Genomic DNA, 21867 nt, shown 5'->3' on the forward strand with positions numbered 1-21867 from the left:
AAATCCCGGCTGCGGGCAGCAACCGGGATCTCCTGTATAGCTAACACTTCTTTATTTCAATACGCCATTTTTGATGAGCATCTTCATTACCTGCCGCTTAATAGAAATATTAAGGGAGCTGGTCTCATCGGCTTCCTTGGCATGCTGGTAGGTGGAGAAAACGCTCCGGTAGCTGACCATACCTATGAGAAACCTGTTCTGCTGCGGGTCTATGACCGGGAGTATATCCTGGTGGTGGCGGGCCATGAGGTCTACGGCATAGCGCAGGGTGCTTTCTTCCGGTGCGGTGACCATATTGGTGTGCATGACATAGGTAATGGCCGCATCTTCCGGCGTTTCCGGCAGCAGCACATCTTCTGTTTTAACAATGCCTACCAGCTGCTGATCAGCATCTACCACGGGATAAGCCAGCTCATAACCGCCCAGTTTATTTTCATACAGCCAGGCGCGTAACTCGCCAATGGTGTTTTCATGGCTCATCATGACCAGGTTGGATACCATGGCGTCTTTTATATGCACGCTTTCCAGCAGGTCTGGTTTATAGGTATGCGGCGTTTGTACCCCACGGCGGGCGATCTTTTCTGTCATGATGGTATTACGCATCAGGAAGAAAGACACGAAATAGGAGGCCACGCACGCGCCTATGAGCGGCAGCAGGGTATCCCCATCCCGCGTGGTTTCCAGTGCAAAGATGATGGAGGTAAGCAGCGCGCGGGTAGCGCCGGCAAACATAGCTGCCATACCGATCAGGGCCGCCACGGAAAAGTTGATGTGCACATTGGGAAAAGCCAGCTGTAGTAAAAAGGCAGTGAACAGGCCCAGTGCGCCGCCGATGGTTAACAGGGGCGCCAGCGTACCGCCGGAAGTGCCGCTACCCAGGGAAAACGACCAGGAAATGAATTTGAGCACACCCAGTACAAATAGCATGTGCAGGGTTACTTTTCCGGCCAGCAGGTTATCTATATTCACATAACCAACGCCCATTGTTTCCGGGGCAAAATAACCTACCACGCCTACTACCAGGCCGCCAATGGCGGGCCACCACATCCAGTGGATGGGCAGTTTCTCAAAACCGTCTTCTATTGCATACACGGCCTTGGTGATCAATGCGGCCAGGATACCGATGATGACGCCGATGGCGGAATACGCCAGCAGGGCTGTATTAGTAGGAGCCGTTACATCCGGTATGGTGAATACCGGCGCGTTGCCCCAGTAGAGATAGTGAAAAGCCGCGCCGGTGATGCAACCCAGTATTACCGGGATGATACTACGCGGGGAAAATTCAAACAGCAGCAGCTCCACCGCCAGTATTACGGCTGCCAGCGGACTGCCGAATATACAGGCCATACCGGATGCTGCGCCAGCGGCCAGCAGGATCTTACGCTCGTTGGCTGTGATGCTGAATATTTGGCCTATAAAAGAGCCCCAGGCGCCGCCGGTAGCAATGATAGGGCCTTCAGAGCCAAAGGGGCCCCCGGTGCCGATAGAGATGGCGGCGGATACCGGCTTCAGGAATGTGATGATGGGTTTTATGCGGCTTTTGTTTACCAGCACCTGCTCCATGGCCTCCGGTATACCGTGGCCACGGATGGCCGCAGAGCCGTAGCGGGCCATAAAACCTACCACGATCGCGCCTATTACAGGCACCACTATTACCCATATGCCCCATTGATGATGCAGGGGCGAAGTATCCTCTACGGAAAAGTTACCGTAGAACGAAATATTGGTGATCAGGTTAATAAGCAGCAGCAGCACCCTGGCAATAAGGCTGATAACGGCCGCATTTACCACGGTTATTACAGATAAGTACAGTACCCGCCGCGGGTTAATGCCTCCTAACGAGGGATCTACCTGGGCATCTGCCAAAGCCGGATCCATAGAAGGGGACACTGGAATGCCAACCCGGGTAAGGGTCTTAAAAATGTTCATCATGGTTATTCAATCTCCTATATAATCAAGTAATAAAAGCAATTAGCTTTTAGCGATTTGCTGTTAGCTGCAGCCTGCACTAAGAGCTAACGGCTAAAAGCTAATGGCTGTTGTAAGCGTATTGAAGTTCAAATCTATAAACTCGGGGGTATAAACTCAAATAAAAAGATGGAGATTTTCATTTATACATAAACACGTCTGCTTTTCGCAGTGTGGACGTATCTATCAGCGACATTCGTCGTATATGCAACGACACGTTTGGTTAACGAGTTGTTAATTGAAATAGATAGCTAAATAGGACAAGTACTGCATAACCTGTATTTACTATCTGTTTATAAATCATTTTTACATGGTAAATAAGGTACATATCAAGAAAAAAACGCGGTGAACGAATTGTTAAAAATTTTGTTAGTTAGGAGTGCTTATTATTTTTGTAAAGTTCAGACTTGTGTCGCTACTCCAAATTAAATATATATGTATGATAAATGGCAAGCGTTATGAAAGTACGTCGGCCGGCATGACCTCATCAGCTTTGAGTTTACGGGATTTAGTATTGTTAAAGCGAATGCTGCTGTTTACCCGCGAAGATGAAAGGTATTTGCAAATGGCCGGTGAGATACTTTCCTCCAAAGCAGAGACAATACTTGATATCTGGTATGACCACATGGTAGCCAACGATTACCTGGCGCACTACTTTACCAGGGATGGGCAGCCGGATGCAGATTATCTCAACACCCTCAGACCCCGCTTCGGGAACTGGATCAGGCAATTATGCCAGCGCCCTTACAACACCCACTGGTCGCAGTACGAACAGATCATTGCCCAACGTTACCAGGACCAGCCGATGCCCACAGACGACATGAAAGACGTACCGGTGATCTTTCTCCGTTACCTGGTTACCTTCATTTACCCTGTTACCAATGCTATCCGCCCCTTCCTCAGCGAAAAAGGACACCGCCCGGAAGAAGTGGAAAAGATGCACCAGGCCTGGTTTAAGGCTGTAAGTATGAGCGTGATACTGTGGACGTATCCCGACCCCGCTATACAGGAGATCTGTTAATCAGTTAATTCATTAAAACCATTAAGACACCGGATCAACGCTACATCCCCATAATTTTATTGGACCGCCTACCGAAAACCTCACCTACCATGGAAGTTGCTGTATTTGACACGTACGTTAAGAAAAAGAATGGGGGATATATGCACTTTGACATCATTGTTGCTGCAGACACCCGCTACGACCACGTGCTTACCTTTGGTAAAGCCTATCTTCAATCTAAATTACGCGCCTCGCCGCATATCTCTACCCGGGAATGCCGCTTCTGCCACCTGGAAGAAGTGATACCCGCCTGGGAAAAAAACATCGTAAAACAAGGCTATTATATACATGAAATAGAAGGCTGCCACTAATCCCGGGATTAAATTTCCTGCAGTAGCAATTTTTCGTATATTAGCCGGTTACAAAAAGTTAGCAGGAAAGCAGGACCATGGGGAAAGCATCTATTTCTATATTCAGCCCCGAACAGCAGGCCGGTAACGTATCCAGCAAAGTGGTAGCCGCATTAGAGCGGCTGTCAGAAGCCTTTCGTGTGCTGCTATGGAATGAAGCTAAACAACATGGACTGAGCCCTATACAGGTACAGCTGCTTACTTTTTTGCTCCATTACCCGGAGGAGAAAAGAACGGTGACCTTCCTGGCTACTTACTTCAACATGACCAAGGCTACTATCAGCGATGCCATCAAATCCCTGGAAGGTAAACAGCTGCTGGTACGGAAAGCTACCGCTAATGATTCCCGCAGCCATACACTACATCTGGTAAAAGCCGGAAAAGCCCTCGCAAAAAAAGTGGAGCAGTTTGCCTTGCCTATACAGGAAACCGTTACCCAGCTATCCACCGCTAACCAGGATAGCCTGCTGGAGTCTTTGCTGAAACTGATCCAGCAACTGAACCATAATTATGTGATCACACCGCAGTACATGTGCCTGAACTGCCATTTCTATACACAGAAGAATGGCGGGCATTACTGTAATCTGGTAAAATCGCCGTTGAGATCGGGAGATCTGAGAGTGGATTGCCCGGAGTTCCGGTTTCCGGAAGAACCGGTGGAAGCGGATGGGGAATAGCGGGCCACTAAGGACCGGCGAGCGGAATAAGAATGATATTTCTACTCTTCGCTGCCCGGCCTGTTGCTCTGCCACCAGCGGAAACCTAAGATCCCCGCGATCAGCAGCGGCGTAATAGCCAGGTAAAGAATACCGTTATTTAAACCCTTGGCAGGTCCTTCGCCCAATTGCTGGGCAGTTTTGGTGCACAATGAGCATTGCGCCATAGCAGCCGGAGCGCTACATAATAAGATCAGCAATAATTGTCCTAACTTCTTCATCCGCATCTAAATTATTGATTGTACAAAGATACGCCCATTAATAATAGGGAGATATCATTACATATACGATCACCCCGGTAATGGCTACATAGAACCAGATGGGCCAGGTAATACGCGCAATCTTCTTATGACGGGTAAAATCTGACTGCAGGCCCCGCAGCAGGGTAAATAATACCAGCGGTACAATCACCACTGCCAGCACAATATGGGTGAGGAGGATAAAATAATACACGTAACGGGTGCCGCCTACAGCGGTCTTCTCTGCCGCATCCAGTATATGGTTATGGTCGCTATCGCCAAACTTCGTGCTTTCCGTAAAAAAGTGGAAAGTAACGTAAGATATCAGGAAGATGGCGCTTAATACCACCGCCGTAAGGTTGGCGACCTTATGTGCCTGTACATGACCGTTCTTGATAAAATAGAGGCTGGCCAGCAGCAGCACCGCAGTAGCGGAGTTCAGGATGGCATGGACCAGGGGCAGGATGTGCACATCAAACCCGGCTTCCATCTTGGGCCGGGGCAGGTAGAATAAGATGGCTACCAATACCGGTATCACAATGGATATGATGGCTATCGGCAGGTTAAGATTTTTGTTCTTGATACTCATACAGTTCCTTTGAGACACTATTCATTGCCGGACATCAGCCTTTTCCATAAAGGTGGCCTGTTCCGGTCCTTTTCCAGGTGCAGTACTGCAATATCGTTGGCGCACTGCCGGATGGCATTGCTGTCAAGCCCATTGTAGTAGCCGCGTATATGCCCGTTCTTATCTATCAGCACCAGCTTTTCCGTGTGGATGAAATCATCCGCGCCACCATCGCCTTCTGTTACCGACACGAAGAAATCGTGGCGGGCCAGGTCATAAATTTCCTTCTTATCGCCCGTGAGCAGCCACCAGTTATCCGGGTTAATACCGTGTTTGTTGGCGTACCAGCGTAATCTTTCTGAGGAGTCGCGCTCCGGATCTACGGAGAAAGAGAGGAGTTGCAGCAGGGTATCGTTCTTAACGTAGGCCTCCTGGATCTTCTTCAGGTTGGCCGTTAACGTAGGACAGATACTGGTACAGGAAGTGAAGAAGAAATCTACCAGTACCACTTTACCCGGCAGGTCCTGCAGGCCTACCTGCTGGCCCTGCTGGTTAGTGAGTTTAAAGTTCCGGATGGTATGATACACGGTATCATAATGGGTACTGCCATTCTTAACTACGGTATCTACCCCTTCCGGAATGTAAAAACGTGGTACTGGTACCACGTTTCTACCGTAATGATCTGTTATCAGGTACCCCAGCAACGGCACTAACACCGCCAACATAACCCCTATAATAGCCCTGCGTGAAATAACCTGTGATTTTATGATTAATCTACTATGATCTGCTTAGTGATGCGCTTCTTCATGAGCAGGCGCTTTCACTTCCTGGCGGGCAGCGCCCGGTGACAGGTCTTTACGCATGTTCTTCCAGGAATCACCATCCGCCAGGAAGGCGATGATAAACCATACGAACAGCGCCAAAGGTATCAGGATCGTCATGATCAGGTTCTTGATCTCGTGGCGTAAGTGCATAAATTCTGCAACGATAAAGAAAGCCTTGAAGATCGTGAGGATGATGAAGATACCGTTCAACAACAATTTGGGAGGAACGCCTGTTTCCAGGTGCAGGAATGCCAGACCAACTTCCACTATTGTTACGCACAATAAGATCCAGAACGTTTTCCAGATGGCTTTAGTGGAGGCATCATGCTGCCCGTGCTCGTGCCCTTCTGCTGTATGTGTATGTTCCATTACTAATTACTTTTTTAAAATTCCGAAATTGATAATTTACTCCAACTAGCCGCCGTGGCGGTTTTCTTACCCTGTTACCAGCTATTACAGCAGGTAGAAGCAGGTGAACACAAATACCCAAACCAGATCTACAAAGTGCCAGTACAGACCTACTTTCTCGATCATTTCGTAGTGGCCCCTTTCTTCGTAGGTGCCTTTCAGCACGTTAGCCAGGATCACTATATTCAGCACCACGCCGGAAGTTACGTGCAAGCCGTGGAAACCGGTGATGGTAAAGAAGAAGTTCGTGAAGTTAGTAGAAGCAACGGTACCGTTGATGTTGGAGAAAGGATTGCGGCCCCACCATGCGCCTTCGTGGAACAGGTGTGTCCATTCCCATGCCTGACAGGACAGGAAGGCGATACCGCCTACGATCGTCCAGGCCATCCATTTTACTACAGCTTTACGATCACGCATGTGGCCGGCGTGTACAGCTAACACCATGGTCACAGAGCTCATGATCAGGATGAATGTCATCAAGCTCACAAATACCAGCGGCATGTGCGCCTCGCCCATACCGGGGAACGAGCGGAATACCTCGTTAGGATCAGGCCAGGAGGTGCTCATAAAGCGGATAGTACCGTATGATATGAGCAATGCGCCAAAGGTAAAAGCATCTGACATCAGGAAGTACCACATCATCAACTTTCCATAGCTCACATTAAAGGGAGAATATCCCCCGCTCCACCATTTTTTCTTCGCTGTAACTGCTGTATCCATTTTTAATTTAATTCGTTGTTATTTATTTCGGCGATTAATGTCTGTTTTTACCTTGCTTACCTGGCCAGGCTCAGGAACACCAGCAGGTAGATCCATAGTGCATCTACAAAATGCCAGTAAAGCGAGGCCACTTCTATAGGTACTGCGCTGTACACGCGCACCCGTGTTCTGTAGGCCCTGGCAAACATGATGAGCAGGGCTACTACACCACCCAATACGTGCAGCATGTGCATGCCTACTATCACGTAGATGAATGAGGCAGATACTGGTCCGCTAAGTGGCAGGCCCCGCTGGCTTAGCTGCGAGAAACCTATACACTGCAGGGCAGCAAATACCACACCCAGGATGGCGGTAAGGGTAATGAGCTGTTTGTAACGTCTCATATTCCTTTCCTTGAACTGTTTTACCGCCAGCTGGATAGTGCCGCTGCTGATCAGGATCACAGCAGTAGATATCCAAAAGATGTGCGGTAATTCAAAGACCTGCCAGTTTGCCTGCGAGCGTTTTACTACATAGGCACTGGTAAACCCGATAAACATCATGGTAATACTACCCATGGCTATCCACAGGGAGTATTTATGCGGATGTATTTTCTTTCGTTGTACGCTCATTGCCTGCATCACTTCTCGTTCAGTTTTGTTTTTATATTTTATCAGCCAACAGTGCCAGCTGAACTACAGTCAGATAGATATAGGAGCCAAACATCAGTTTACGGGCGGATGGCACATCGCATTTCCTGTAGAGCGTAACTGCCCGGTACAGGTAAAAGATGCCCGCCAGGATGGTGATGATGGCGCCAATGCTGCCGCTTAGCTTTAACAGGTAAGGCGCAATGCCAGCCGGTATAAGCAGCAGGGCATAAGTGGCAGACTGCAGCGCGGTCATTTTATTGGGCCCACCAGCCGCAGGCAGTAGCTTAAAGCCAGCCTTTGTATAGTCCTGGTGTGCAATCCAGGCAATAGCCCAGAAATGCGGGAACTGCCACAGGAACTGGATAGCGAACAGGGACCAGCCGCCTTCGCTGAGCTGGTTAGCACCGGCTGCCCACCCGATCAGGGGAGGCAAAGCACCCGGAATGGCGCCTACCAGCACTGCCAGTGAGTTCCATTTTTTCCAGGGGGTGTATACAAAGCCGTAGATCAGCAGTGACGCCAGGCTTAGTATAGCACAGAGCCAGTTAAAGCTCCAGGCCAGTACCGCTACGCCGCCTAAACCGGTTACCACGGCTACCACGGCGGCTTCCGTTTCGGAAATACGCCCGGCAGGCAGGGGACGGTTGGCGGTGCGCGCCATCAGCTTATCCGTGCTCTTCTCCCAAATCTGATTAATCGTATTGGCAGATCCGGATACCAGCAGGCCACCTACAAATAATAAAAGAACTTTTACCACACTGAACTCCACACCCGGTACCAGCAGATAACCCACCACACTTGAGAACACCACCATGAACGTGAGGTTAAACTTCATTAACTGGAAGTAATCCCTCGCCTTACTGGCTACTGCATACGATAACGACAATTTTATGGAGTTTTCTTGCAACACAATTACTAGCTATATCTTTTGGCAGTTAGCTTTTAGTGCTGGCTGCAGCTAAAAGCTAACTGCTGTTTTATCAATGTTTTGACTCATCAGGACCAATAGGAACGGTTTGCGGAATAAAGTCCTTACCGTCTTTGCTGTAGTCATATGCCCAACGGTGCACTTCAGGAATTTCGCCAGGCCAGTTGCCGTGTCCGGGACGGATAGGCGTAGTCCATTCCAGGGTGGTAGCATCCCACGGGTTGGTGGTGGTCAGCTTCCTTCCTTTGAAGATGCTGTAGAAGAAGTTGAACACAAACAGCAGCTGGGTAGCGAATACGGTGAATACTACTATACTGATGAATTTGTTCAGTTCCACGAATTGTTTGAAAGACTCCCAGTTAGAGTAGTCATAGTACCTTCTGGGCATACCCGCCATACCTTCGTAGTGCATGGGCCAGAAGATCAGGTAAGCGCCCACCAGGGTGATCCAGAAATGGATATAACCCAGGGTGCCATTCAGGTAACGGCCGTACAGTTTGGGATACCAGTGGTAGATACCGGCAAACATACCAAAGAAGGCAGATACGCCCATTACTATATGGAAGTGCGCGATCACGAAATAAGTATCGTGCAGGTGAATATCGATGGAAGAGTTACCCAGCCAGATACCGGTTAAGCCACCAGAGATGAAGGTGCTCACGAAACCGATGGAGAACAGGGAGGCCGGCGTAAAGCGGATACTACCTTTCCAGATGGTGGTAAGCCAGTTGAACACCTTGATGGCCGATGGTACCGCGATCAGTAATGTTAACAGTACAAAGAACGCGCCCAGGAAGGGGTTCAGACCGGTAACGAACATGTGGTGCGCCCATACCAGGAAGGCCAGGATGGCGATTGCGAACAGGGAGCCCACCATCGCGAGGTAACCGAAGATCGGTTTGCGGGAACTAACCGCCAATACTTCAGATACCATACCCATCGCAGGGAGGATGATGATGTACACCTCAGGGTGACCCAGGAACCAGAACAAGTGCTGGTACAGGATGGCGGAACCGCCTTCGTTGGACAGTACTTTACCGGCTACGAACAGATCGCTCAGGTAGAAGCTGGTGCCTGCGTGACGGTCAAACAGCAGCAGGATAAAACCAGACAGCAGTACCGGGAAGGACAGTACGCCCAGGATAGCGGTGAAGAAGAAGGCCCAGATAGTGAGCGGCATCTTCGTCATGCTCATACCCTTGGTACGCATGTTCAGGATGGTAGAAATATAGTTCAGACCGCCCAGCAGCTGAGACACTACGAAGAGCGCCATGCTGGTCAGCCAGAGATCCATGCCTATTTTAGAACCGATAGAAGCATCACCCAGGGCGCTCAGCGGAGGGTAAGAGGTCCAACCGCCGGAAGCAGGGCCTGTTTGCACAAACAGGGAAGCGGTCATTACCAGGCTGGCCAGGAAGAAGAACCAGTAGCTCAGCATGTTCATGAATGGAGAGGCCATATCACGGGCGCCTACCTGCAGGGGGATCAGCAAGTTCGAGAAGGTACCGCTTAGCCCGGCTGTCAATACAAAGAATACCAGGATGGTACCGTGCATGGTTACCAGCGCGTAGTAAGCTTCTGCAGAGATATGACCGCCTTTAGCCCAATGGCCCAGCAGACTTTCCAGGAAGGGGAAAGTAGCATCCGGGAATGCCAGCTGTAAACGGAACAATACAGAAAAACCAGCGCCTATGACCGCCCAGATGATACCTGTGATCAGGAACTGCTTGGCGATCATTTTATGATCCATGCTGAAAACATACTTCGAAATGAAGCTGTCTTCATGATGATGTTCATGCCCGTTGCCATGGTCATGCGCCACTGCGCCGTGCGTTGCCTCCTGTTGATGACTGTGCAAGGTTGCTTCGTTACTCATAATCGGTTCTGTTTATTATCAAACTAACATCAGGGGAGCGCCTGGTAGCTAGCTTATTTTAGTGTTTAATGGTTCCTAACAAATTTACGCCTTAGTGATTCAGATTAGCTGCCACTGTTTTCTTAGTGGTATCTTCTGCCGGTTTCTCAGCCGGAGCCGGAGCGGCGGGTGCGTTGCCAGCAGGAGCAGCGTGAGCCAGCTCATACTGTGACTTCTGCGCAGCAGCCCATTTGTCATACTCTTTCTGCGTTTCCACTACGATAACAGCTCTCATGGAGTAGTGACCAACACCGCACATCTGATCACAGGAGATCTCGTATACGAAATCCGGGTTACCGGTTTTCTCCTTCATCTGCGTGGTGGTGAACTTAGGCGTAAACCACAGGGTGGTGGGGATACCAGGCACGGCGTCCATTTTAAGGCGGAAGTGTGCCAGACCCACGTCATGCACCACATCGCGGGAGCCGATGATCAGTTTTACCGGCTTGCCTACTACGAGGTGCATTTCATTGGCCATGAAATCGTCTTTGTTCAGGTTATCATCCCAATCCTGACCAACGGGATTGGTAGCATCATTAATATTTTTGAAGTATTTGCTGCCCAGCAGTCCGTCTTTACCGGGGTAGCGGATGAGCCAGTTAAACTGCTTACCGGTGATCTCAACCACCATAGCATCTTTTGGCGCATCTGAGGTGATACGGAACCAGTGTCTTAAACCGATGGCCACCAGGATGGTGAGCGCAATGGCGGGGATCACAGTCCAGATCACTTCCAGCTTGTTATTGTGCGGGAAATAAAACGCTGCTTTTCCTTCTTTCTCCTGGTATTTGAAGGCAAACCAGAACAGGAGGACCTGTGTGATCACGAACACGACGCCGGTCATTACCAGGGTCCACATGATCATGTTATCGATGGACTCGCCCTGCTCAGATGCCGCTTCCCCCAGGATCTTGCCTCTCATTGCCTCATTACAGTAATACACACCGATGAGTCCCAATACCAGGAAAGCGATCAGCAAAAAGCCGTTAATACGGTTGTTCTGCTGGCGGGCCTTCTTTTCCCCCTTCAATATGGACACATATTCGCTCGCCTTCGCAATCTGGAAGATGACTACGAATATGAGCACAACAACTAAGACTGCTAAAAAACCTGACATTGCTACTTGAAATAATTAAGTTATCTAATGCTTTTCGTTGTTTCTAATACACTTTATTCCTCTCGCTTCCCGTTTTACCGGGATCCACTCCGGCACGCCTACATCATCAGGTGTGGTGTACAATGCTTTCTTTCAGATAAGGATGGTTCTTGGGAACCAGCGGCGCTTTAGCCAGCTGCTGAGCAGTGACAAAGATGATCACGCCTACAAAACCCAGACCTACACCAAACTCATACCAGGGGAAGTGCAGCGCCTGTGAAGTAGCGGGAGCAACCATCTGGAAGAAATCGAGCCAGTGACCAAATATAATTAATATGGCTATATATGTCATAGCCGTAAAGTTACGCTTGGTATCACGTTTCATCAGCAGCAACAGCGGCAGGACGAAGTTAATGATCAGGTTCAGGAAGAACACGCCGCGGAACGGACCCCATACGCGAGGCTGGAAGTACACCGTTTCTTCGGGGATGTTCGCATACCATGTAAGCATGTACTGAGAGAACCAGAGATATGTCCAGAAGATGCTGAATGCAAACATAAGCTTACCCAGGTCATGCAGGTGCTCTTCATTTACCCAGCTCATGTAACCATGTTTCTTCAGGTATATTACAAATAAAGCGATCATTGACAGACCAGATACCCAGGTGCTGGCGAAAGTGTACCAGCTGTACATGGTGGAGTACCAGTGTGCATCAACGCTCATCAGCCACAGCCAGGGGGTGGTAGAACCAACGCTCAGGGCATAGATCACGATGAAACCGCCACACCAAACGGAATTCCTCCACAGGAGCCGGCGGCCGGTGTCCGGAGACAGGTCCCAGCTATCTTCCTGCAGGGACATGTTACGCAATTTAATGGTAAACAGGATCCACAGACCCAGGGTGATGATGGTAGCAGTAGTAAAGAACCCGGCGCCCAGGAACGCAGATTTACCTTTTAAGATAGGATCATGTTCTACGTGTTCCAGGTTAGTCCAGTGGTATACCTGGTCTTTATGACCAAATACCAGTATCATCAGCACCACAAACAGGATACCGCCTAATACCGGCACTGCCATGGAAAGTGCTTCCGGCACCCGGCGGAAACCGACATGCCATCCGCCATGCGCCAATGTGGTAACGCCGATAAAAAAGGTGCCGACTAATGCTACCAGCAGGAAGAACGTGCTGTTCTGCAAAATGCCGCCCCAAAAACGGCCAGAGCCATGCTCGCCTCCCAAGGCCACTAATCCGATCAATAAGGTGAGTACGCCAATGCCCATTAACACGAAGCTGGTCGTTTTTAATTTTGCCGGTACTACAAATTGGTCCTTCATGTGTAGTTCTTTATCTTTTTATTTATCGCATGTAACCTTGCATATCGCTATGCCGGGTTCCATCTCAAAGTAGTTACTGCTATTGTAATTAAATTCTGCTGCCGTCTTATTTCTTAATAGTTGCAGTGTCACCGCCAGATGCTGCAGGTCCTGCAGCCGGCGCTGTGGGCGCTGCATCGGGAGCAGGCACTTTGCTGCCGTCCTGTACGCTCTTGATATAAGCAGCGATGATCCAGCGTTGAGACCTATCCAGCTGGCTGGCGTAGCTTCCCATGGCATTCCAGCCATAGGTCATTACGTAGAACAGCCGTCCCTGGGTATAGTGTGATTTAGGACCACCAGCGGCCAGGTTAGCCGGAGCAGCGGGGTAAGGGCCGTCGCCGCCTTTGTACAGCGGGCCGTTACCATCCAGCGCTGTACCATGGCAGATACCGCAATAGATATTGAACAGACGCTTGCCTTCTGCCACATCAGCCTCGGTGATAGTAAGCGGATTCTTAATAGTATTAGCCAGCGTGGTATCGCCTTCTTTTACATGATAAGGCAGCAGCTCACCTCTTTTAACGGTGCCTTCTACCGGTTTCATGGTTGCCAGGCGCGGGTTGTAGAACTCATATGCACGGGATTCATACATATCTGGCATATAGATCCTGCCGGGCTTTCTGTGATGCTCTCCTGTATTACAGGCCGCCAGTAAAGCTCCGCCTGCCAAAGCAGCTACTACTAATATGTTGGAAGTCCTTTTCATCGGAATTTAACGTCTTTTTTTTATTGCCAGATGGAACCTTGCGGTTTCATTTGATTATCCTTCGTCTTTTATATTGTCAGAAGCCTCTGACTACTTTGTTTCTTTTTATCTGCCAGATCCTCACTGCTGGTCTGGTAGCTTCCGGGCGTTTTTACGCGTTCAGCGGAGTAACCCTTTCGTTGATCAGGGTATCGTCCTTATCAAAGCGGCCATACCACCAGCCGGTTTCTGCCCTTTGCTCATTGATCTCCTGGGCGCCAACGCTGGCCAGGAAGCTCTTGATCTCCTCTGCGTTTGATTTGCCGGTCACCTCTATCGCCATTACAAATTTGTCATCTGTCTGACGGGGGTGGAAAACGTGCTTTTTTACGCCCGGGGCCAGCTGGCACAGGTAGCAGAAAGTATACACCATACCTATCGCAGAGAACAACACAGTGAGCTCAAACGTGATGGGTATGAAGGCGGGTAAGGGGAAATGCGGTTTACCACCTATGTTCAACGGCCAGTCTGTGGTAAATACCCAGCTCATAAAAGACAATGCTGTAGTGGTACCGGTAATACCGTATATGAAGCCGGCGGTGTGCAGGCTGGTTTCCCTGAGGCCCATGGCATGGTCCAGACCATGCACCGGGAACGGGGTGTACACATCATGGATCTTGTACCCTGCGGCACGTACTTTCTTTACTGCCGGGAACAACACCGCTTCATCATCAAAACAACCTACAACAAAATTTTTTGCAGCCATATTTTAAAAAATTCAAAGTCTTAAAATAGTTCTCTGTGATTAGCCTGGGTTATAAGTGACTGATACCTATCTCCCATGGCCGGTTACTCATTAGTGTGCGTGTGCCTGATCGTGTGCAAACTTTTCTGCATCCTGCTCTTCGTACGGCGTCATTTTCTCCTTGAAGTTCTGGCCGGAAGTTTTCAGTACGTGTTTGATCTCCGCTACTGCAATTACCGGGAAATATTTAGCGAACAGGAAATAACAAGTGAAGAACAGACCGAATGTACCCAGGTAGAAACCAACCTCAGGCCAGGCCGGACGGTAGTACACCCAGCTGGAAGGCAGGTAATCGCGGTACAGGGAGGTACAGATGATCACGAAACGCTCGAACCACATACCTATGTTCACAATGATAGACATAATGAAGGACACCATTACGCTCCGGCGCATCTTGCGGAACCAGAACACCTGCGGCGTGATCACGTTACAGGTCATCATGATCCAGTAAGACCAACCCAGCGGACCGGCAGCGCGGTATTTGTAGAATTCTGCGAACTCATACTGTGAACCGGAGTACCATGCCATGAACAGCTCTGTTAAGTAGGCGCAACCTACGATGGAGCCGGTCAGTACAATTACCCTGTTCATTGCGTCCAGGTGACCGATGGTGATATAATCTTCGAGGTGTAATATTTTACGTGTAATGATCAGCAGGGTGTTCACCATTGCGAAACCGGAGAAGATCGCACCCGCCACGAAGTAGGGAGGGAAGATGGTGGTGTGCCAGCCTGGTATTACGGAAGTGGCAAAGTCAAAAGATACGATGGTGTGTACGGAGAGTACCAGCGGAGTAGATAAACCGGCCAGCACCAGTGATAATGATTCGTGACGTTGCCAGTGTTTGGTAGAACCGGTCCAGCCAAAGGAAGCAACACCGTAGAGCAGCTTACGCAGCTTGGTCTTGGCCCTGTCACGAACGGTAGCGAAGTCAGGTATCAGACCTGTGTACCAGAACAGCAGGGATACGGTGAAATACGTAGAGATCGCGAATACGTCCCACAGCAGCGGGGAGTTAAAGTTCACCCACAGCGGACCGCGTGTATTTGGATAAGGCAGTACAAAGAAGGCCATCCAAACACGACCCATGTGGAAGATCGGGAACTGGCCCGCGCACATTACCGCAAAGATGGTCATGGCTTCTGCCGCACGGTTCACCCCTGTACGCCATCCCTGACGGAACAGCAACAAGATCGCGGAGATAAGCGTACCGGCGTGACCGATACCTACCCACCATACGAAGTTGGTGATATCCCAACCCCAACCTACGGTCTTATTCAGATTCCACACACCGGTACCGTAGTATACCTCCCAGGTTACGGAGAACGCACCAAACGCTAACAACGTGAGGGAAATAAAGAAGCCTACATACCACAATTTACCAGGCTTGGCCTCAATGGGGCTGATGATATCTTCGGTTACCTTATGATAATCCTTTACCCCATTTACTAAAGGTTCTCTCAGTGTGGACTCGTACTTTAAATGCATAGTTCGTAAAGCTTTTAGCTGTTAGTTGCTGGCTAATCAGCCCTTGTCTTTGTTATGATCTGTGATCTCTGATTCTACTTACTTCTTCTTAATGCCTTCTGCATCCATTATCCGTGGTGTGCAGCTTCTGCATGTTCTCCTTCAGCTTTAGGCGCTGCATCCTTGTTACGGATCTTAGCCAGGTAGCTGATAGAAGGCAGCGTATGGATCTCTTCCAGCACATAGAACACCCTTTCAGTCTGTTCTTCGTTACGGATCTTCGCTACGCGGCTTTCTTTATCGTTTACGTTACCGAATACGATAGCGTCTGCGGCACAGGCTTGCTGACAAGCAGTTTTGGCTTCGCCGTCTTTCATCGGGCGGCCTTCTTTCTTAGCAGTCAGTTTAGCATCCTGCAGGCGTTGTACGCAGAAAGTACATTTCTCCATCACACCGCGGCTACGTACTACCACATCGGGGTTCAGTACCATACGGGTGAGGTTGTCGTTCATATCAGATACATCGTACAGGTTGTTATCGAAGCTATCAGCGCCGTTCCAGTCGCGCCAGTTAAAGCGGCGTACTTTATACGGACAGTTGTTAGCGCAGTAACGGGTACCGATACAACGGTTATAAGCCATCTGGTTCAGACCTTCAGAGCTGTGGTTGGTAGCAGCCACCGGACAAACGTTCTCACAGGGAGCGTTATCACAATGCTGGCACAGCATAGGCTGGAATACTACTTCCGGGTTGTTCTCATCACCGCTGAAGTAGCGGTCGATACGCAACCAGTGCATTTCATGCGCTTTGATCACCTGCTCCTTACCTACTACAGAAACGTTGTTCTCTGCCTGACAAGCGATGGTACATGCGCCACAACCGAAACAGGTGTTCAGGTCGATGGACATGCCCCATTTGATGCCGGGGTAAGGGTGGTTGGGATATAAAGTAGCGTCTGCACGGTAATCGCTGCCGTATTTAGCCAGCTCTTCGCGGTCTTCGTTCACTGCTTTAGGGTTCTTGATGAACTCTTCGAGCGTGGTTTCCTTGATGATAGGACGGCCTTCGTAGCTGTTATGCTGTTGGGTGATGCCGATGTCGTACTTAGTACCGGTAGCTTCTACAGCTACATCGGAAGCGAAGTAATCAAAGGTTTGACCGTTATAGCTTACAAGAGGATAAGCGTTCTGACCAACACCGCCGGCAGCAGCGCCTGCGTTCATGTTGCGGCCGTAACCTACGGCGATCGCGATCACGTCAGGGTGAATGCCCGGTACGATTATCAGGGGCAGTTCAATTGTTTTGCCGTTAGCTTTTATCCTCAGTACATTCTTGGCAGCGTGGATCTCGTAATCGTCGCCCAGCTGTTCGCCGTATTGTTTAGCGAGGGTATTGGATACGCAAGCGTAGTTATCCCAGGTAGTGCGGGTGATAGGATCCGGCATTTCCTGCAGCCAGGGGTTGTTTGCCAGTTTACCGTTACCGATAGCTACTTTCTCATACAGCACCAGTTCCAGTTTACCGCCTTTTTTAGCGCTGCTGATCTTTGCAGAAGCAGCGGCTACATCGCCGGCAAAGGTAGCGCCGCCCAGGGCAGGCGCAGTGGAGGGCTCGATAACGCCATCCTGCAGGGTTTTATCCCATGCTTCCTGTCCGCCCAGTTTGGACATCCACTCATTCTTCAGGTAATCTACCCAGTTGGTGGCATTGCCGCTCCAGGTGAGCAGGGTATCTTCAAAAGCGCGTGTTTTGAACAGGGGCGCGATAGTAGGCTGTGTAAAGCTGAAGTAGCCGGTCTTGCCTTCTGTATCACCCCAGCTTTCGAGGAAGTGATGCGCAGGAGCGGCATATTTGCACAGTTCGGAAGTTTCGTCTTTACGGTCGTTGAAAGAAACTACCAGTTTAGCTTTCTTCAGACCATCTGCAAACTTCTTACCGTCGAAGTAATCATATGCAGGGTTTACGCCGTTGATCAGCAGGGCGCCAATGTTGCCCGCGTTCAGGTCGCTTACCAGCTGGGCCATCTCGCTGTCGATACCCTGACGGTAGTTAGCGGTGGTAGCCCAATCTATTGTAGCACCGTTAGCGCCTACCAGGTTATTGATGGCGTTAACGATCAGCTGTACATTCACATCGTTGGAGCCGGATACTACCAGCGCTTTACCCTGTGCATTCTTCAGGGCTTTAGCCGCTTTAGCGATACCGTCTGCCAGGCGTTTGTCTGCAATGCCGCTCACGGAACCGCCGTTCACAGCATTGTACAGGGCCAGTGTAACGGCGCCTGTTTCAGAAGGTTTGTGGGTGAACCTTTCGTCAGCGTTAGCGCCGGTGAGGCTCATCATGCTTTCGAAATGGAAATGTTTGCTCATTTCCGGTTTCTCCTGGTTGATCTTACGGGTCTGGCCAAACTGCTGAGAGAATTCGGCAGGGTTTAACCAGGTACCCAGGAAGTCAGCGCCCAGGCTCACTACTACTTTTGCATTCTCGAAATGGTAAGAAGGTAAGGTCTTTTTACCATAGGCGGCCTCATTGGCCAGCAGCATCGCGGAGTAGGATACTGCATCATATGTTACATGGCGGGAACCCGGGTATTTAGCCAGGAATTCACCGATGACTTTCTTGGTAGAAGGGCTGGTGATGGTAGAGGTCAGTAATACTACCGGCTGGCCGCCCAGGCTGTTCAGCGCAGCGGCTACTTGTTTATCCAGCTCTGCCCAGGTGGTCTCTGTACCGCTGATGGTAGGATAACGCAGACGGGCACTATCGTACAGGCTTAATACCGCGCCTTGTACCCTTGCGGTGGTAGCACCGTTTGTTACGGTGCTTAATGTATTACCTTCTATTTTGATAGGCCTGCCTTCGCGGGTCTTTACTACTAAGGGAACGTATTCGCCGTCTACAGCGTAGGTAGAGGCGTAATAGTTAGGTACGCCGGGGGTGATCTCTTCCGGCTTATTTACGTAAGGTATAGCTTTCTTGATAGGTATCTCACAACTAGCGGCAATCGTAGCGGCTGCCGTAGTGAATCCCAGGTATTTCAGGAAATCCCGGCGGGGGGTAGTAGCGCCCAGCAGGCTATCACTCTCATCAAACGGCAGCTCTTCTCCAAATTCGTTCTTCACTATCTCCTGATGCGCTTTGGTATTATGCAACTCCTCCAGGCCTTTCCAATACTTTTTCTGCTCCATGTTAATTTATATACGAGTTACGGTGATTATAATTTGATCTGGTCTATATATTAGTAGTGACATTTCTGACATTCAGTACCACCTACCATTTCAACGGTCACACTGTCGATCTTGCCATCTTTAACTTCCTGGTGGAACTTCTCAAAAATGCTGTAGTATTTGTTATCGGCGAACTGCACTTTGGTAGTACGGTGGCAGTTGATACACCAGCCCATGGACAGGTCTGCGAACTGATGAACTTCGTCCATATCCTGGATATTGCCGTGACAGGTCTGACACTGTTGTTTACCTGCTACTACGTGCTGAGAGTGGTTAAAGTAAACGTGGTCAGGCAGGTTATGGATCTTAGTCCATTCGATGGGCTTACCAGGTTTAGTGTATTTCTTCGCTTCAGCATCCCAGCCTACATAATCGTACAGTTTCGCGATCTCTGCGCTACCGTTGATCTTCTTACCTTCTGCGGTGAACAGGTCAGGGCCATGGTATTCATTGATGACCTTGTGACAGTTCATACAGATATTTTCAGAAGGGATCATGGCGTGCTTGCTCTTCTCAGCGCCAGCGTGGCAGTACAGACAGCTGATCTGGTTGATGCCTGCGTGTACTTTGTGAGAGTAGTGGATAGGTTGCTCCGGCATGTAGTCTTTCTGACGACCCAGGCCGATAGCGCCCTGGATGGTGAAATAACCGCCGATCATGAAGAGGACGATCACGCCCAGCGCGATGTACGCCTTATTCTTATAGAAGGGAACGGGTTCCGGTGTGGCTACTCCTTCTTTATCGCCAGCAAGCTTATTCAGGTTGCTGTTGATCTGCATCAGGATCAGCGCTACAACTGCCAGCACCAGGGTGATGATACCGAACAGGAGGCTGTTGTCCCCGCCTTCTTCCGCAGCAGCGCCGCCTGCACCAGGAGTAGCTGCTTTTGCGTTAGGATCACGGGCGCCTTCTACTGCGATATACCCCAGGATATTATCTATATCTTCATCTGTAAATGCAGGAAACGCAGGCATTACCTGGTTAAACTGCTTAAACAGTGCATTAGCATAAGGATCACCAGATGCAATTACAGAAGAGGAGTTATGAATCCATTGGTGCAATAATTTCTTATCAGACCATCTGTCTTCAACCCCTTTCAGTGCAGGACCTGTGAGTTGCTTATGTACATTATGACAAGATGCGCAATTTGCCTGGAACAATGCTTTACCCTTAGCCGGATCAGCAGCTTGAACTGTAGTTGAAACCGAGAGTACAAGACCCGCGCATAGGATAAGAACACTCACTAATTGCTTGCGCAAACGAATGGAAACACGACGATACACAGCCTATTAAGTTTAGATTTGACCTTAGTTTCTTAAAAGTGCCAGCAAAAATAAGACACAATGTTGACAATTTATCAACAAATAAAAAAATTATTGGTTGCAGCTATAACTCTTTTTTCTATACATAAAAACTTTACACGGCAAATTTTATGATAAATATCATGTTCCGTATAGGGGGTGACGAACATCGGTAAATAACACCATAAATGGGTAATTTACCAATTGCATGGTATTATATTATATACAGAGGTAGCCCGATAATTGTTGTGGCAGACGCATAATAATAAATGGCGTAAATTTAAATAACCTGCTAAAACTGATCCCCATGCGTTATCCTTCCTTCATATTTACTACCGTTTTTGGACTAAGCCTGCTGACTGCCTGTGGAGGCGGTTCCCGGCAGGAGGCAACTGACAGTACCCTTACGGCCAGCATTGGCGCGGCCGGTACAGCGGCCATCTCCGGCCCGGCCAGCAAGGCAGCGGGCAGCTACCAGGGTACCCTGCCCTGCGCGGACTGTCCTGGGATAGATTACCAGCTAAGCCTGTATGAGGACCATCACTATAAGGAGCTGATGGTGTACCGGGAGCGGAATAATAACCAGCCGGTGCTGGATACCGGGCTGTGGCAGATGGAGAATGACACTATTATACGGCTAAGCGGCAACCAGGGGCAGCAGTTCCTGTTTGGGGACGGGAAGCTGTACCAGCTGGACCGGCAGGGACAGCGGATTACGGGGGCGCTGGCGGACAATTATATCTTACGGCCGGTGGAAGGCGGTGGCGACCGTGCCCGGATGCTGGAGAAGGCGGCCGCCGGGGTGGATTTTATGGCGGCAGGGAATGAACCCGGCTGGACGGTGGAGCTGGACCGGCAGAAAACGATCTATTTTCATACGGCTAACGGGGATTCTTTGCGGATACCCGCCCCGCGGCCTAAGCCGGATACGGATACGCTGAAGGTATATATGACCAAGACGGAGAAGACGGAGTTTACGCTGACGATCAGGAATAAGGCTTGTAATGATGATATGAGCGGGTACATGCGGCCGTATACGGTGGAGGTGCAGATGAAGGACAGGATGTATATGGGGTGCGGGGAGTATTTGAAGTGATGGGCTGGTGTTTTGATGGGAATGCAGCGGAGGGAGTGACTGGCGACTGTATATGATGTAGCCAAAACACACCCAACAAGGTGGCTATTCGCTAACAAGTCTGACAAATTATGATACCGTTATTGCGGTAAAACTGGGGTGTTTCCCTCCTAAAACCCTATTGAAAGGTTACTGAAAGGTTACTGCAACCCTACTCGACCCTATTTTGAAACGATGCTGCAAATATGTCCCCGGGAGTACGATAGGCATTTAATGTATATGTAATGAGGCTGGCAATCAGGTGCCGGTCATAAAATGGGAGGTAAAGCGTCTCAATTCCGAAAAACTTACTGATACTGCATCTACACATGTACCCCGCCGCTATTGCAGCAGGGTAAGGGGCTACGGAGCTGACCATAGCTGAAATGCCCGGTTTACCGGGAAATATATGGGTTGCATATGGGTGTCATATAAGTGGCACACGGATGGCATACGGAGTGCGGAT

At 49.6% G+C, this 21867-nt stretch carries 20 protein-coding genes; 4 read left to right on the forward strand and 16 right to left on the reverse strand.

Going from position 1 to position 21867, the window contains the following annotated elements; translation table 11 throughout:
* Positions 1 to 51: 51 nt before the first annotated feature.
* Complete coding sequence (locus F0L74_RS01865) at positions 52 to 1932, reverse strand: chloride channel protein (protein WP_149836142.1); 1881 nt, start codon at positions 1930 to 1932, stop codon at positions 52 to 54.
* A 514-nt stretch (positions 1933 to 2446) separates the two neighbouring features.
* Here F0L74_RS01865 and F0L74_RS01870 point away from each other — a divergent pair.
* The 3 genes from F0L74_RS01870 to F0L74_RS01880 all read left to right on the forward strand — a co-directional run bounded on the left by F0L74_RS01870 (position 2447) and on the right by F0L74_RS01880 (position 4055).
* Positions 2447 to 2989: a protoglobin domain-containing protein gene (locus F0L74_RS01870; RefSeq protein ID WP_262714227.1), complete on the forward strand. Its 543-nt coding sequence runs from the start codon at positions 2447 to 2449 to the stop codon at positions 2987 to 2989.
* 89 nt (positions 2990 to 3078) lie between these two features.
* Complete coding sequence (locus F0L74_RS01875) at positions 3079 to 3339, forward strand: DUF2024 family protein (protein ID WP_149836144.1); 261 nt, start codon at positions 3079 to 3081, stop codon at positions 3337 to 3339.
* Positions 3340 to 3416: 77 nt separating this feature from the next.
* Positions 3417 to 4055: a MarR family winged helix-turn-helix transcriptional regulator gene (locus F0L74_RS01880; RefSeq protein WP_149836145.1), complete on the forward strand. Its 639-nt coding sequence runs from the start codon at positions 3417 to 3419 to the stop codon at positions 4053 to 4055.
* Positions 4056 to 4096: 41 nt separating this feature from the next.
* Here the strand turns inward: F0L74_RS01880 and F0L74_RS01885 are convergent, their stop codons facing one another.
* From F0L74_RS01885 to F0L74_RS01955, 15 genes are all read right to left on the reverse strand, one after another.
* The gene (locus F0L74_RS01885) at positions 4097 to 4315 is read right to left on the reverse strand and encodes a hypothetical protein (protein WP_149836146.1); all 219 of its coding nucleotides are present in this window, start codon (positions 4313 to 4315) and stop codon (positions 4097 to 4099) included.
* A 37-nt stretch (positions 4316 to 4352) separates the two neighbouring features.
* Positions 4353 to 4922, reverse strand: a complete 570-nt coding sequence (locus tag F0L74_RS01890) for a DUF420 domain-containing protein (protein ID WP_149836147.1) — start codon at positions 4920 to 4922, stop codon at positions 4353 to 4355.
* Positions 4923 to 4939: 17 nt separating this feature from the next.
* A complete protein-coding gene (locus tag F0L74_RS01895; protein WP_149836148.1) occupies positions 4940 to 5626 on the reverse strand; it encodes an SCO family protein in 687 nt (228 codons plus the stop codon).
* Between the two features lie 63 nt (positions 5627 to 5689).
* A complete protein-coding gene (locus F0L74_RS01900; RefSeq protein WP_149836149.1) occupies positions 5690 to 6094 on the reverse strand; it encodes a cytochrome C oxidase subunit IV family protein in 405 nt (134 codons plus the stop codon).
* 84 nt (positions 6095 to 6178) lie between these two features.
* The gene (locus tag F0L74_RS01905; RefSeq protein WP_149836150.1) at positions 6179 to 6853 is read right to left on the reverse strand and encodes a cytochrome c oxidase subunit 3; all 675 of its coding nucleotides are present in this window, start codon (positions 6851 to 6853) and stop codon (positions 6179 to 6181) included.
* A 56-nt stretch (positions 6854 to 6909) separates the two neighbouring features.
* Entirely contained in the window at positions 6910 to 7464 is a 555-nt protein-coding gene (locus tag F0L74_RS01910; protein ID WP_246197605.1) for a cytochrome c oxidase subunit 3, read from the reverse strand.
* Positions 7465 to 7495: 31 nt separating this feature from the next.
* Positions 7496 to 8371 (reverse strand): heme o synthase, encoded by an 876-nt coding sequence (gene cyoE / locus F0L74_RS01915; protein ID WP_246197606.1) that lies wholly within the window; start codon positions 8369 to 8371, stop codon positions 7496 to 7498.
* 94 nt (positions 8372 to 8465) lie between these two features.
* Positions 8466 to 10289 carry a cytochrome c oxidase subunit I gene (locus F0L74_RS01920; protein ID WP_149836152.1) on the reverse strand — a complete coding sequence of 608 codons (1824 nt, stop codon included), beginning with the start codon at positions 10287 to 10289 and terminating at the stop codon, positions 8466 to 8468.
* Positions 10290 to 10380: 91 nt separating this feature from the next.
* On the reverse strand, positions 10381 to 11445 hold the full coding sequence (locus F0L74_RS01925) for a cytochrome c oxidase subunit II (protein ID WP_149836153.1): 1065 nt from the start codon (positions 11443 to 11445) through the stop codon (positions 10381 to 10383).
* A 106-nt stretch (positions 11446 to 11551) separates the two neighbouring features.
* Positions 11552 to 12760 (reverse strand): quinol:cytochrome C oxidoreductase, encoded by a 1209-nt coding sequence (locus F0L74_RS01930; protein WP_149836154.1) that lies wholly within the window; start codon positions 12758 to 12760, stop codon positions 11552 to 11554.
* Between the two features lie 106 nt (positions 12761 to 12866).
* Positions 12867 to 13508 carry a c-type cytochrome gene (locus F0L74_RS01935; RefSeq protein ID WP_149836155.1) on the reverse strand — a complete coding sequence of 214 codons (642 nt, stop codon included), beginning with the start codon at positions 13506 to 13508 and terminating at the stop codon, positions 12867 to 12869.
* A gap of 151 nt (positions 13509 to 13659) precedes the next feature.
* Entirely contained in the window at positions 13660 to 14253 is a 594-nt protein-coding gene (locus F0L74_RS01940) for a DUF3341 domain-containing protein (RefSeq protein ID WP_149836156.1), read from the reverse strand.
* Between the two features lie 90 nt (positions 14254 to 14343).
* A complete protein-coding gene (gene nrfD / locus F0L74_RS01945; protein ID WP_149836157.1) occupies positions 14344 to 15780 on the reverse strand; it encodes an NrfD/PsrC family molybdoenzyme membrane anchor subunit in 1437 nt (478 codons plus the stop codon).
* A gap of 107 nt (positions 15781 to 15887) precedes the next feature.
* Positions 15888 to 18947, reverse strand: a complete 3060-nt coding sequence (locus F0L74_RS01950) for a TAT-variant-translocated molybdopterin oxidoreductase (protein WP_149836158.1) — start codon at positions 18945 to 18947, stop codon at positions 15888 to 15890.
* 50 nt (positions 18948 to 18997) lie between these two features.
* Entirely contained in the window at positions 18998 to 20269 is a 1272-nt protein-coding gene (locus tag F0L74_RS01955; protein WP_438502953.1) for a c-type cytochrome, read from the reverse strand.
* A gap of 325 nt (positions 20270 to 20594) precedes the next feature.
* Here F0L74_RS01955 and F0L74_RS01960 point away from each other — a divergent pair, with 325 nt between their 5' ends.
* On the forward strand, positions 20595 to 21383 hold the full coding sequence (locus tag F0L74_RS01960; protein WP_149836159.1) for a copper resistance protein NlpE N-terminal domain-containing protein: 789 nt from the start codon (positions 20595 to 20597) through the stop codon (positions 21381 to 21383).
* The last annotated feature ends 484 nt before the right edge of the window (positions 21384 to 21867 follow it).

The organism is Chitinophaga agrisoli, from assembly GCF_008386695.1.
Classification (GTDB): domain Bacteria; phylum Bacteroidota; class Bacteroidia; order Chitinophagales; family Chitinophagaceae; genus Chitinophaga; species Chitinophaga agrisoli.

What these genes read in the sequence shown, in the direction of transcription:
- F0L74_RS01865 (WP_149836142.1), bottom strand. Translation starts at nt 1,932, where the DNA reads ATGATGAACATTTTTAAGACCCTTACCCGGGTTGGCATTCCAGTGTCC.
- F0L74_RS01870 (WP_262714227.1), top strand. Translation starts at nt 2,447, where the DNA reads ATGACCTCATCAGCTTTGAGTTTACGGGATTTAGTATTGTTAAAGCGA.
- F0L74_RS01875 (WP_149836144.1), top strand. Translation starts at nt 3,079, where the DNA reads ATGGAAGTTGCTGTATTTGACACGTACGTTAAGAAAAAGAATGGGGGA.
- F0L74_RS01880 (WP_149836145.1), top strand. Translation starts at nt 3,417, where the DNA reads ATGGGGAAAGCATCTATTTCTATATTCAGCCCCGAACAGCAGGCCGGT.
- F0L74_RS01885 (WP_149836146.1), bottom strand. Translation starts at nt 4,315, where the DNA reads ATGAAGAAGTTAGGACAATTATTGCTGATCTTATTATGTAGCGCTCCG.
- F0L74_RS01890 (WP_149836147.1), bottom strand. Translation starts at nt 4,922, where the DNA reads ATGAGTATCAAGAACAAAAATCTTAACCTGCCGATAGCCATCATATCC.
- F0L74_RS01895 (WP_149836148.1), bottom strand. Translation starts at nt 5,626, where the DNA reads ATGTTGGCGGTGTTAGTGCCGTTGCTGGGGTACCTGATAACAGATCAT.
- F0L74_RS01900 (WP_149836149.1), bottom strand. Translation starts at nt 6,094, where the DNA reads ATGGAACATACACATACAGCAGAAGGGCACGAGCACGGGCAGCATGAT.
- F0L74_RS01905 (WP_149836150.1), bottom strand. Translation starts at nt 6,853, where the DNA reads ATGGATACAGCAGTTACAGCGAAGAAAAAATGGTGGAGCGGGGGATAT.
- F0L74_RS01910 (WP_246197605.1), bottom strand. Translation starts at nt 7,464, where the DNA reads ATGAGCGTACAACGAAAGAAAATACATCCGCATAAATACTCCCTGTGG.
- F0L74_RS01920 (WP_149836152.1), bottom strand. Translation starts at nt 10,289, where the DNA reads ATGAGTAACGAAGCAACCTTGCACAGTCATCAACAGGAGGCAACGCAC.
- F0L74_RS01925 (WP_149836153.1), bottom strand. Translation starts at nt 11,445, where the DNA reads ATGTCAGGTTTTTTAGCAGTCTTAGTTGTTGTGCTCATATTCGTAGTC.
- F0L74_RS01930 (WP_149836154.1), bottom strand. Translation starts at nt 12,760, where the DNA reads ATGAAGGACCAATTTGTAGTACCGGCAAAATTAAAAACGACCAGCTTC.
- F0L74_RS01935 (WP_149836155.1), bottom strand. Translation starts at nt 13,508, where the DNA reads ATGAAAAGGACTTCCAACATATTAGTAGTAGCTGCTTTGGCAGGCGGA.
- F0L74_RS01940 (WP_149836156.1), bottom strand. Translation starts at nt 14,253, where the DNA reads ATGGCTGCAAAAAATTTTGTTGTAGGTTGTTTTGATGATGAAGCGGTG.
- nrfD (WP_149836157.1), bottom strand. Translation starts at nt 15,780, where the DNA reads ATGCATTTAAAGTACGAGTCCACACTGAGAGAACCTTTAGTAAATGGG.
- F0L74_RS01950 (WP_149836158.1), bottom strand. Translation starts at nt 18,947, where the DNA reads ATGGAGCAGAAAAAGTATTGGAAAGGCCTGGAGGAGTTGCATAATACC.
- F0L74_RS01960 (WP_149836159.1), top strand. Translation starts at nt 20,595, where the DNA reads ATGCGTTATCCTTCCTTCATATTTACTACCGTTTTTGGACTAAGCCTG.